The sequence below is a fragment of the Silvania hatchlandensis genome, assembly GCF_025564065.1.
Taxonomy (GTDB): Bacteria; Pseudomonadota; Gammaproteobacteria; order Enterobacterales; family Enterobacteriaceae; genus Enterobacter; species Enterobacter hatchlandensis.
In genome coordinates this window covers 162,137-174,259 of sequence record NZ_JAMGZK010000049.1, presented here as the reverse complement: position 1 = coordinate 174,259, position 12,123 = coordinate 162,137, and the positions used below count along the sequence as shown (strand labels likewise).

Here is a 12,123-nt window from a genome sequence, read left to right as displayed (position 1 = left end):
GCATGCTAATGGCTACGATTCATGTAGACGGCAAAGAATACGAGGTCAACGGCGCGGACAACCTGCTAGAAGCTTGTCTGTCCCTCGGCCTTGATATTCCGTATTTTTGCTGGCATCCGGCGCTGGGGAGCGTCGGTGCTTGCCGCCAGTGTGCGGTGAAGCAATATCAAAACGCGGAAGACACGCGTGGTCGCCTGGTGATGTCGTGTATGACACCAGCCACCGAAGGAACCTTTATTTCTATCGACGACGCGGAAGCCAAACAGTTCCGCGAAAGCGTGGTGGAGTGGTTAATGACCAACCACCCGCACGATTGTCCGGTGTGTGAAGAGGGCGGTAACTGCCATCTTCAGGATATGACCGTGATGACCGGGCACAGCTTCCGTCGCTATCGCTTTACCAAACGTACCCACCGCAACCAGGATCTGGGGCCGTTCATCTCGCATGAAATGAACCGCTGCATCGCCTGCTACCGCTGCGTGCGTTACTACAAAGATTATGCCGACGGCGAAGATCTGGGCGTGTATGGCGCACATGACAACGTCTACTTCGGTCGTCCGGAAGACGGCGTGCTGGAGAGCGAGTTCTCCGGCAACCTGGTCGAAATCTGCCCGACCGGCGTCTTCACCGATAAAACGCACTCCGAGCGTTACAACCGTAAGTGGGACATGCAGTTTGCGCCAAGTATTTGCCAGCAGTGCTCTCTCGGCTGTAACACCAGCCCGGGTGAGCGCTACGGCGAACTGCGTCGTATCGAAAACCGTTACAACGGTACCGTAAACCACTACTTCCTCTGCGACCGTGGTCGTTTCGGCTATGGCTATGTGAACCTGAAAGACCGTCCGCGTCAGCCGGTTCAGCGCCGTGGCGATGACCTGATCACCCTTAACGCCGAGCAGGCGATGCAGGGTGCAGCAGATATTCTGCGCCAGTCGAAGAAAGTGATCGGTATTGGCTCCCCGCGCGCCAGCGTTGAAAGCAACTTTGCGCTGCGTGAGCTGGTGGGTGCGGATAACTTCTACACCGGTATCGCTCAGGGCGAGCAGGAACGTCTGCAGCTGGTACTGAAAGTGCTGCGCGAAGGCGGTATTCATACCCCTGCGCTGCGCGAAATCGAATCTTATGATGCGGTTCTGGTATTGGGTGAAGATTTAACCCAGACCGGCGCCCGCGTTGCGCTGGCGGTTCGTCAGGCGGTGAAAGGCAAAGCGCGCGAAATGGCAGCGGCCCAGAAAGTGGCTGACTGGCAGATTGCGGCGATCATGAATATCGGTCAGCGTGCTAAACACCCGCTGTTTGTCACTAATATCGATAACACTCGTCTGGATGATATCGCGGCGTGGACCTACTGCGCGCCGGTTGAAGATCAGGCGCGTCTTGGCTTTGCGATTGCCCATGCGCTGGACAACAGCGCCCCGGCGGTTGAAGGCCTGGATCGTGACCTGCAGAACAAGATCGATGTGATCGTACAGGCGCTGGCCGGTGCGAAGAAACCGCTGATTGTAACCGGTACGAATGCCGGTAGCGTTGAGGTCGTTCAGGCTGCAGCTAACGTTGCGAAAGCTCTGAAAGGCCGTGGCGCAGACGTCGGCGTAACCATGATTGCCCGCGCGGTAAACAGCATGGGTCTGGGAATGATTGGCGGCGGTTCTCTGGAAGCGGCGCTGAGCGAACTCGAATCCGGTGCGGCTGATGCCGTTATCGTCCTTGAGAACGATCTGCATCGTCATGCTTCTGCTGCCCGCGTCGATGCCGCCCTCTCCAAAGCGCCACTGGTGATGGTTATCGACCATCAGCGCACGGCAATCATGGACAAAGCGCATCTGGTGCTCTCTGCGGCAAGCTTCGCGGAAAGTGACGGTACCGTTATCAACAACGAAGGCCGCGCACAGCGTTTCTTCCAGGTTTACGATCCGTCTTATTACGATGCCAACATCGTGATGCTGGAAAGCTGGCGCTGGCTGCACTCCCTGCACAGCACCGTCCAGAGTCGTGAAGTGGACTGGACCCAGCTCGACGACGTGATCGATGCTGCCGTAGCTGCCCTGCCGCAGCTGGCAGGCATCAAAGATGCGGCGCCGGATGCTTCCTTCCGCATTCGCGGCCAGAAGCTGGCCCGTGAACCGCACCGTTATAGTGGCCGTACTGCGATGCGTGCCAACATCAGCGTGCACGAACCGCGTCAGCCGCAGGATAAAGACACCATGTTCGCCTTCTCAATGGAAGGGAACAACCAGCCGTCTGCGCCACGTTCGCAGATTCCGTTTGCCTGGGCACCAGGCTGGAACTCCCCGCAGGCATGGAACAAGTTCCAGGCTGAAGTGGGCGGCTCTCTGCGCCATGGCGATCCTGGCGTGCGCCTGATCGAAGCAAGCGAAACCGGTCTCGAGTTCTTCTCCGCTGTTCCGGCAAGCTTCCAGGCGGAAGAGGGTAACTGGCGTATCGCGCCTTACTACCATCTGTTTGGTAGTGACGAAATGTCCCAGCGTTCTCCGGTGTTCCAGACCCGCATGCCGCAGCCTTACATCAAGCTCAACCCGGCTGATGCCGCGAAGCTTGGCGTGAACGCAGGCGCCCGTATCTCCTTTAGCTATGAAGGCCAGACGATCAGCCTGCCGCTGATTATCACCGACGGTCTGAGTGCAGGGCAGGTGGGTCTGCCGATGGGATTACCAGGCATTGCGCCGGTACTGGCAGGCGCGCGTCTCGATAATCTGCAGGAGGCACAAGCATGAGTTGGTTAACGCCGGATCTTATCGACATTCTGCTGAGCATCCTGAAGGCGATTGTCATTCTGCTGGTGGTCGTCACCTGCGGTGCGTTCATGAGCTTTGGTGAACGTCGTCTGCTCGGTCTGTTCCAGAACCGTTATGGACCGAACCGTGTGGGCTGGGGTGGTTCACTCCAGCTGGTCGCGGATATGATCAAGATGTTCTTTAAAGAGGACTGGATCCCGAAATTCTCGGATCGCGTCATCTTTACGCTTGCGCCGATGATCGCCTTCACCTCGCTGCTGCTGGCCTTTGCTATCGTTCCGGTCAGCCCGTCGTGGGTGGTCGCGGATCTGAACATCGGGATCCTGTTCTTCCTGATGATGGCAGGCCTCGCGGTTTACGCGGTGCTGTTCGCGGGCTGGTCCAGTAACAACAAATACTCCCTGCTGGGCGCGATGCGTGCGTCTGCCCAGACGCTGAGCTATGAAGTGTTCCTGGGTCTCTCCCTGATGGGCGTGGTGGCGCAGGCCGGTTCATTTAACATGACCGACATCGTCAACAACCAGGCCGACATCTGGAACGTGATCCCGCAGTTCTTTGGTTTTATTACCTTTGCCATCGCGGGCGTGGCGGTGTGTCACCGTCACCCGTTTGACCAACCAGAAGCCGAGCAGGAACTGGCCGATGGTTACCACGTTGAATATTCCGGTATGAAGTTCGGTCTGTTCTTCGTGGGCGAGTACATCGGTATCGTCACCATTTCTGCGCTGATGGTAACGCTGTTCTTTGGTGGCTGGCATGGCCCGTTATTACCGCCATTCATCTGGTTCGCGCTGAAAACCGCGTTCTTTATGATGATGTTCATTTTGATTCGTGCGTCCTTACCGCGTCCGCGTTATGACCAGGTAATGTCCTTCGGCTGGAAAGTGTGCCTGCCGCTGACGCTCGTCAACTTGTTGGTAACGGCGGCTGTCATTCTCTGGCAGCAGCCATAAGGGGCTTTAGACCATGACCTTAAAAGAATTATTGGTAGGCTTCGGCACCCAGGTACGCAGTATCTGGATGATCGGCCTGCACGCGTTTGCAAAACGTGAAACCCAGATGTACCCAGAAGAGCCGGTTTATCTGCCGCCGCGCTACCGTGGCCGTATCGTGCTGACGCGCGATCCGGACGGTTCGGAGCGTTGCGTTGCCTGTAACCTGTGTGCGGTAGCGTGTCCTGTCGGCTGTATCTCTCTGCAAAAAGCCGAGACCAAAGACGGTCGCTGGTACCCGGAGTTCTTCCGCATTAACTTCTCACGCTGCATCTTCTGCGGTCTGTGTGAAGAAGCGTGCCCGACCACGGCGATTCAGTTGACCCCGGACTTCGAGCTGGGCGAATACAAACGTCAGGACCTGGTGTACGAGAAAGAGGATCTGCTGATTTCCGGTCCGGGTAAATACCCGGAATATAACTTCTACCGGATGGCGGGTATGGCAATCGACGGCAAAGATAAGGGCGAAGCAGAGAACGAAGCCAAGCCTATCGACGTCAAGAGCCTGTTACCGTAAGGAGAGGGGCAATGGAATTCGCTTTTTATATCTGTGGCCTGATCGCCATCCTGGCTACGCTGCGAGTGATTACGCACACCAACCCGGTGCATGCGCTGCTGTATTTAATCATTTCGCTGCTGGCTATTTCTGGGGTGTTCTTTGCGCTGGGCGCACACTTCGCCGGTGCGCTTGAAATCATCGTCTACGCCGGGGCCATTATGGTGCTGTTCGTGTTCGTGGTGATGATGCTGAACCTCGGTGGATCGGAAATTGAGCAGGAACGTCAGTGGTTAAAACCGCAGGTCTGGATTGGTCCGGCAATTTTGTCGGCCATCATGCTGGCGGTGATCGTGTATGCCATTCTGGGCGTCAACGATCAGGGCATCGACGGGACGCCAATCAGCGCCAAAGCGGTAGGGATCTCCCTGTTCGGGCCTTATGTTCTGGCCGTTGAGCTGGCCTCCATGCTGCTGCTGGCAGGTTTGGTTGTGGCATTCCATGTCGGTCGTGAAGATCGCGCTGGCGAGGTGCTGAGCAACCGTGCTGACGACCGTGCGAAAAGAAAAACGGAGGATCACGCATGATCCCTTTACAACACGGACTGATCCTCGCAGCGATTTTATTCGTGCTGGGCTTAACCGGTCTGGTTATCCGCCGCAATCTGCTGTTCATGCTGATTAGCCTGGAAATCATGATCAACGCCGCCGCGCTGGCCTTCGTGGTCGCCGGTAGTTACTGGGGCCAGACCGATGGTCAGGTCATGTACATCCTCGCCATCACCCTTGCGGCTGCAGAAGCGAGTATTGGCCTGGCGCTGTTGCTGCAGCTCCATCGTCGCCGCCAGAACCTGAACATCGATTCAGTAAGTGAGTTGCGTGGATGAACATGCTTGCCTTAACCATTATTTTCCCGTTGATTGGCTTCCTGCTGCTGGCGTTTTCTCGCGGCCGCTGGTCGGAAAATCTGTCTGCGACCGTGGGCATTGGCTCCATCGGCCTGGCCGCGCTGGTTACCGCGTATGCGGGTATCGACTTCCTTAACAACGGCAAGCAGGCGTATACCCTGCCACTGTGGAACTGGATGTCGGTCGGCGATTTCAATATCGGTTTCAGCCTGGTGCTGGATGGCCTCTCCCTGACCATGCTCTCGGTGGTTACCGGCGTCGGCTTCCTGATCCACATGTTCGCCTCCTGGTATATGCGCGGTGAAGAGGGTTACTCCCGCTTCTTCGCCTACACCAACCTGTTTATCGCCAGCATGGTGATTCTGGTGCTGGGCGACAACCTGCTGCTGATGTATCTCGGCTGGGAAGGCGTGGGCCTGTGCTCCTATCTGCTGATCGGTTTCTACTACACCGATCCGAAGAATGGCGCAGCGGCAATGAAAGCCTTCGTCGTGACCCGTGTGGGTGACGTGTTCCTCGCGTTCGCGCTGTTCATCCTCTACAACGAGCTGGGCACGCTGAACTTCCGCGAAATGGTGGAACTGGCACCTGCGCACTTCGAGGCCGGTAACAACATGCTGACGTGGGCAACCCTGATGCTGCTGGGCGGCGCGGTAGGTAAATCCGCACAGCTGCCGTTGCAGACCTGGCTTGCAGACGCGATGGCAGGCCCAACGCCTGTCTCCGCGCTGATCCACGCCGCAACCATGGTTACCGCGGGCGTCTACCTGATTGCCCGTACCCACGGCCTGTTCCTGATGACCCCGGAGATCCTGCATCTGGTGGGGATCGTCGGTGCGGTTACGCTGGTGCTGGCAGGCTTTGCGGCGCTGGTGCAGACCGACATCAAACGCGTTCTCGCCTACTCCACCATGAGCCAGATTGGCTACATGTTCCTGGCGCTGGGCGTGCAGGCGTGGGATGCGGCGATTTTCCATCTGATGACGCACGCGTTCTTTAAAGCGCTGCTGTTCCTCTCGTCCGGTTCGGTGATCCTTGCCTGCCACCACGAGCAGAACATCTTCAAGATGGGCGGGCTGCGTAAGTCCATTCCGCTGGTTTATGCCTGCTTCCTGGTGGGCGGCGCGGCGCTGGCGGCACTGCCGTTGATTACCGCGGGCTTCTTCAGTAAGGACGAAATCCTGGCGGGAGCAATGGCGAATGGCCATATCAATCTGATGGTTGCCGGTCTGGTCGGTGCGTTTATGACCTCCCTGTATACCTTCCGTATGATTTTCATCGTCTTCCATGGAAAAGAACAAATTCACGCGCATGCAGGGAAGGGGATTACCCACCATCTGCCGCTGATTGTGCTGATGGTCCTCTCCACCTTCGTTGGCGCACTGATTGTGCCGCCGCTGCAGGGTGTTCTGCCGGGCACCACCGAGCTTGAGCACGGTCGTGTGCTGACGCTTGAAATCACCTCTGGCGTGGTCGCGATTGCGGGCATCCTGATTGCAGCATGGCTGTGGCTGGGCAAACGTACGCTGGTAACTGCGGTTGCCAACAGTGCGCCGGGCCGTCTGCTGGGCACCTGGTGGTACAACGCGTGGGGCTTCGACTGGCTGTATGACATGATCTTCGTGAAACCGTTCCTCGGCATTGCGTGGCTTATCAAGCGCGATCCGCTGAACGCGATGATGAACACCCCGGCGATCCTTTCCCGCTTTGCAGGTAAAGGCCTGCTGTTCAGCGAGAACGGCTATCTGCGCTGGTATGTGGCATCAATGAGCATTGGCGCGGTGGTCGTACTGGCGCTGCTGATGGTTCTGCGTTGATTCATAAGTGAATTTATAAAAATTCGTTGAAAATCAGGCCCCTGTCGGGGGCCTTAAAAAGGAATAAAAATCGCCATGTTATTACCCTGGCTAATCTTAATTCCCTTCATTGGTGGGTTTCTGTGCTGGCAGACCGAACGCTTTGGCGTGAAGATGCCGCGCTGGATTGCGCTGATCACCATGGGATTGACGCTTGCGCTTGGCCTGCAACTTTGGTTGCAGGGCGGCTATTCACTGACCCAGTCTGCGGGCCTGCCGCAGTGGCAGTCTGAATTTATCCTGCCGTGGATCCCGCGTTTCGGCATAACCATTCATCTGGCGATTGATGGCCTGTCGCTGCTGATGGTGGTGCTGACGGGTCTCCTCGGCGTTCTGGCGGTACTGTGCTCCTGGCAAGAAATTCAAAAATACCAGGGCTTCTTCCACCTGAACCTGATGTGGATCCTCGGCGGCGTGATCGGCGTGTTCCTGGCCATCGACATGTTCCTGTTCTTCTTCTTCTGGGAGATGATGCTGGTGCCGATGTACTTCCTGATCGCGCTGTGGGGCCATAAGGCATCCGACGGTAAAACGCGTATCACGGCGGCAACCAAGTTCTTCATCTATACCCAGGCGAGCGGTCTGGTGATGTTAATTGCCATCCTGGCGCTGGTGTTCGTGCACTATAACGCGACCGGTGTCTGGACCTTCAACTATCAGGACCTGCTGAAGACGCCAATGTCGCACGGCGTGGAATACCTGCTGATGCTGGGCTTCTTCATTGCGTTTGCGGTGAAAATGCCGGTGGTTCCGCTGCACGGCTGGCTGCCGGATGCGCACTCTCAGGCACCAACGGCGGGTTCCGTTGACCTGGCAGGGATCTTGCTGAAAACCGCGGCCTACGGTCTGCTGCGTTTCGCGCTGCCGCTGTTCCCGAATGCTTCCGCAGAGTTTGCGCCAATTGCCATGTGGCTCGGTGTGATCGGTATCTTCTACGGCGCCTGGATGGCCTTCACGCAGTACGACATCAAACGTCTGATCGCGTATACCTCTGTGTCCCACATGGGCTTCGTGCTGATTGCCATCTACACCGGCAGCCAGCTGGCGTACCAGGGCGCAATCATTCAGATGATTGCCCACGGGCTGTCGGCGGCGGGTCTCTTTATCCTGTGTGGCCAGCTGTATGAACGCCTGCACACCCGCGACATGCGTCAGATGGGCGGTCTGTGGAGCAAAATTAAATGGCTGCCGGCGATGTCGATGTTCTTCGCTGTGGCCACGCTGGGGATGCCGGGTACCGGTAACTTCGTTGGCGAATTTATGATCCTGTTCGGCAGCTTTAAAGTGGTGCCGGTCATTACGGTGGTATCAACCTTCGGTCTGGTATTCGCGTCCGTTTACTCTCTGGCGATGCTGCATCGCGCCTACTTCGGTAAAGCGAAGAGCGAAATCGCAGCGAAAGAGCTGCCGGGGATGTCACTGCGCGAACTGTTTATCATTCTGTTGCTGGTTGTGCTTCTGGTACTGCTTGGCTTCTATCCGCAGCCGATTCTGGATACCTCGCATTCTGCGATGGGCAATATCCAGCAGTGGTTTGTTAATTCTGCTTCTACTACAAGGCCGTAAATCGCCATGACTTTAACTCCACAACACCTGATTGCGCTGCTACCGCTGCTGATCGTCGGATTGACGGTGGTGGTAGTGATGCTCTCCATTGCGTGGCGACGCAATCACTTCCTGAATGCCACGCTGTCGGTTCTGGGCCTTAACGCCGCACTGGTCTCCCTCTGGTTTGTTGGCCAGGCGGGGGCGATGGACGTGACGCCGCTGATGCGCGTCGACGGTTTTGCCATGCTCTATACCGGGCTGGTTCTGCTGGCGAGCCTCGCAACCTGTACCTTTGCCTACCCGTGGCTGGAAGGTTACTACGACAACAAAGAAGAGTTTTACCTGCTGGTTCTGATTGCCGCACTGGGCGGGATTCTGCTGGCGAATGCCAACCACCTGGCAGCGCTGTTCCTCGGTATTGAGCTGATCTCTCTGCCGCTGTTCGGCCTGATTGGTTATGCCTTCCGCCAGAAGCGCTCTCTGGAAGCGAGTATCAAGTATACGATCCTGTCTGCTGCTGCTTCGTCCTTCCTGCTGTTTGGTATTGCGCTGGTGTATGCCCAGTCCGGTAACCTCTCTTTCATTGCCCTCGGCAAGAGCCTCGGCGACGGTATGCTGCATGAACCGCTGCTGCTGGCGGGTCTGGGCATGATGATTGTCGGTTTGGGCTTTAAACTGTCGCTGGTACCGTTCCACCTGTGGACACCAGACGTATACCAGGGCGCACCTGCTCCGGTTTCTACCTTCCTGGCGACGGCGAGTAAAATCGCTATCTTCGGTGTGGTGATGCGTCTGTTCCTCTACGCACCGGTTGGCGATAGCGAAGCGGTACGCGTGGTGCTGGGCGTTATCGCCTTCGTGTCGATCATCTTCGGTAACCTGATGGCGCTGAGCCAGACCAACATTAAGCGTCTGCTCGGTTACTCCTCCATCTCACACCTTGGCTACCTGATGGTGGCGCTGATTGCGCTGCAGAGCGGTCAGATGTCCATGGAATCCGTCGGTGTTTACCTGGCCGGTTATCTGTTCAGCAGCCTCGGCGCGTTCGGCGTGGTGAGCCTGATGTCCAGCCCGTACCGTGGCCCGGATGCCGACTCCCTGTACTCTTACCGTGGCCTGTTCTGGCACCGTCCGATTCTGTCAGCGGTAATGACCGTGATGATGCTGTCGCTGGCGGGTATCCCGATGACGCTCGGGTTTATCGGTAAGTTCTACATCCTGGCCGTCGGTGTGCAGGCGAACCTGTGGTGGCTGACCGGGGCAGTGGTTGTCGGTTCGGCAATCGGTTTGTACTACTACCTGCGCGTTGCGGTGAGTCTGTATCTGAATGCACCGCAGCAGCTTAACCGCGATGCGCCGACCAACTGGCAGTACAGCGCGGGCGGGATTGTGGTACTGATTTCAGCCCTGCTGGTACTGATTTTCGGTATCTACCCGCAGCCGCTGATAAGCCTCGTGCAGCACGCGATGCCGCTGATGTAAGGTAAAAAAAAGGCAACGAAAGTTGCCTTTTTTAATGTCTGTACCCTCTCCCGTGGGAGAGGGCACCAGGCCGCACAAGGGAAAAATCAAGCCAGCTGCTTACGGCTTATCAACGGCCCATCAATCTGCTTCGTTGCCCGCTCCAGCACTTCCTCAATCACCGAGGACAGCTCGTTCAGCTCAAACTTCGCCACGTAGCCATCGGCCTTCACCTTACGGATATGATCTTCGTTGGCATTGCCGGAAAGGGAAGAGTGGATCACCACCGGAATGGCTTTCAGGATCTCATCGGTTTTGATTTTACGCGTCAGGGTAAAACCGTCCATCTCGGGCATTTCGAGATCGGTCAGCACCAGTGCGATCTTATCGGTAATCGGCACTCCTTCTGCCTGCGCCTGCGCTGCCAGCACGCCAATCTTCTCCCACGCCTCTTTGCCGGTAATGTGCATTAGCGCCGGGATCTCCATCGCCTGCAGCCCTTTTTCCAGCATTGAGCGCGCCACTTTCGAGTCTTCTGCCACAATCGCGACCGCACCCGGTTTGATGTTGAATTTCGGGGTGTTCAGATTGTTGGCGTGCAGATCGTGGTTGGCGGGAGTGATGTCGTACAGGATCTGTTCCACGTCCAGCACCATGGCCAGATCGTTGGTGTCAGTTTTCTCGTCGAGACAGGCGATGCTGGTGATATAGCGGCCGCTGACGGCAGTTTCTGCCGCGTGCACCTGCTTCCAGTCCAGACGCATAATATTCTCGACCGACTCCACCGCGAAGGCCTGCACGCTGCGAGCATACTCGGTGATCAGCAGAATGTTCAGGCCTGTCGCAGGTTTACAGCCCGCCACCGCCGCCAGGTCGATAACCGGGATCACCTGGTCACGAATATTTACCATCCCCATCAGCGGTGACTTCATACCCGCTGGTTTGGTGAAGGTGGGCATCGGCACAATCTCGCGAAGCTTAAAGACGTTGATGCCGAACAGCTCAGATTTGTTGTCATTCATTGAGGTGCCGAGACGGAACAGCAACAGCTCAAAACGGTTCGACAGGGTCAGATTAGCCCTGTCATCAATGTCTTTCTGGAAATTATCCATGTTTTTCCTCATGTGAAAATGCCGACCTGCTGATCGTTATCGGCAGTGATGAGGAAAAATCGAGCGTTAAACGCGAACCTGAGTGAAATCGTGCGCCAGCTCGCAGTTGTCAAACACGGCGCGGCACTCCGCCAGCAGCATGGCGCAACCCTGAGCGTCATAGCGCGAGCTGACGTGGGTGATGACCAGCCTCCTGGCCTGCGCGTCGTGGGCCAACTGTGCCGCCTGACGCGTTGAACTGTGGCCCCGGCTGTTGGCTTTCTCCTCCATTGCTGTCTCAAGCGTTGCCTCATGCACCAGCAGATCGACACCCTGTGCCAGCGCAAGCGCAGCCTCGCAGGGGGCGGTATCACCAAAAATCGCCAGCGTTTTACCGGGGCGAGGAGGTGAGAGGTAATCCGCGCCGTTAATGACCCGACCATCTTGCAGGGTGACGCGTTCCCCTCGTTTCAGCTGCTGATACAGCGGGCCGGAGGGAACGCCTGCGGCGGCGAGCGCCGCGCCATCCAGCGCGCCGGGTTTATCATGCTCATCAATGCGAAAGCCGTAGCACTCGACGGGATGGTTGAGCAATGCAGCGGTCACCGTCCAGGCATCCTCACTGAACACTGTCCCTTCGGCTATCTCGATAATCTCCAGCGGATAGTCGGTCCACGAACCGCTCAGACGCAGGCTGGTTTCGACAAACTCACGGATCCCGATCGGGCCATAAATCGTCAGCGGGTGGACGTTACCGGCCATCGAGCGGCTGCACAGTAGCCCCGGCAGGCCAAAAAGGTGATCGCCATGCAGGTGGGTAATAAAAATTTTATCCAGCTTGCCCGGATGGCTGGCGGTGTGCAGCATCTGATGCTGGGTACCTTCGCCGCAGTCAAACAGCCACAGCCCGCCGCGGGTCGGGTGCTGCAAATCAAGCAACATTGACGTAACATTGCGCGCACGGGTCGGCACGCCAGCGGATGTTCCCAAAAACAGCAGTTCCATAGTGCATTAGC

The 12,123-nt window shown here is 57.2% G+C and carries 10 protein-coding genes; 8 read left to right on the top strand and 2 right to left on the bottom strand.

The genetic code is table 11. The annotated features are described in order from the left end of the window. Positions 1–8: 8 nt before the first annotated feature. The 8 genes from nuoG (at position 9) to nuoN (ending at position 10,037) form a co-directional block, all read left to right on the top strand. Positions 9–2,735: an NADH-quinone oxidoreductase subunit NuoG gene (nuoG, locus tag M8014_RS12885; RefSeq protein WP_271282833.1), complete on the top strand. Its 2,727-nt coding sequence runs from the start codon at positions 9–11 to the stop codon at positions 2,733–2,735. Beyond that, a complete protein-coding gene (nuoH, locus tag M8014_RS12880) occupies positions 2,732–3,709 on the top strand; it encodes an NADH-quinone oxidoreductase subunit NuoH (RefSeq protein ID WP_271282832.1) in 978 nt (325 codons plus the stop codon). The genes nuoG and nuoH overlap by 4 nt, the downstream gene beginning before the upstream one ends. A gap of 13 nt (positions 3,710–3,722) precedes the next feature. Continuing rightward, entirely contained in the window at positions 3,723–4,265 is a 543-nt protein-coding gene (gene nuoI / locus M8014_RS12875; RefSeq protein WP_038256279.1) for an NADH-quinone oxidoreductase subunit NuoI, read from the top strand. 11 nt (positions 4,266–4,276) lie between these two features. Then, a complete protein-coding gene (gene nuoJ / locus M8014_RS12870; RefSeq protein WP_271282831.1) occupies positions 4,277–4,831 on the top strand; it encodes an NADH-quinone oxidoreductase subunit J in 555 nt (184 codons plus the stop codon). Beyond that, positions 4,828–5,130 (top strand): NADH-quinone oxidoreductase subunit NuoK, encoded by a 303-nt coding sequence (nuoK, locus tag M8014_RS12865; protein WP_271268862.1) that lies wholly within the window; start codon positions 4,828–4,830, stop codon positions 5,128–5,130. Before nuoJ ends, nuoK begins: the two co-directional genes overlap by 4 nt. Continuing rightward, positions 5,127–6,968, top strand: a complete 1,842-nt coding sequence (gene nuoL, locus M8014_RS12860; protein WP_271282830.1) for an NADH-quinone oxidoreductase subunit L — start codon at positions 5,127–5,129, stop codon at positions 6,966–6,968. Before nuoK ends, nuoL begins: the two co-directional genes overlap by 4 nt. A 75-nt stretch (positions 6,969–7,043) precedes the next feature. Next, positions 7,044–8,573, top strand: coding sequence for an NADH-quinone oxidoreductase subunit M (gene nuoM, locus M8014_RS12855; RefSeq protein ID WP_271268860.1), 1,530 nt, complete (start codon positions 7,044–7,046; stop codon positions 8,571–8,573). Positions 8,574–8,579: 6 nt separating this feature from the next. After that, on the top strand, positions 8,580–10,037 hold the full coding sequence (nuoN, locus tag M8014_RS12850; RefSeq protein WP_271282829.1) for an NADH-quinone oxidoreductase subunit NuoN: 1,458 nt from the start codon (positions 8,580–8,582) through the stop codon (positions 10,035–10,037). A gap of 86 nt (positions 10,038–10,123) precedes the next feature. Here nuoN and M8014_RS12845 read toward each other — a convergent pair whose 3' ends face one another. Both M8014_RS12845 and rnz read right to left on the bottom strand, forming a co-directional pair. Continuing rightward, a complete protein-coding gene (locus M8014_RS12845; protein WP_271282828.1) occupies positions 10,124–11,128 on the bottom strand; it encodes a chemotaxis protein in 1,005 nt (334 codons plus the stop codon). A 66-nt stretch (positions 11,129–11,194) separates the two neighbouring features. Beyond that, positions 11,195–12,112: a ribonuclease Z gene (gene rnz, locus M8014_RS12840; protein WP_271282827.1), complete on the bottom strand. Its 918-nt coding sequence runs from the start codon at positions 12,110–12,112 to the stop codon at positions 11,195–11,197. Positions 12,113–12,123 lie beyond the last annotated feature (11 nt).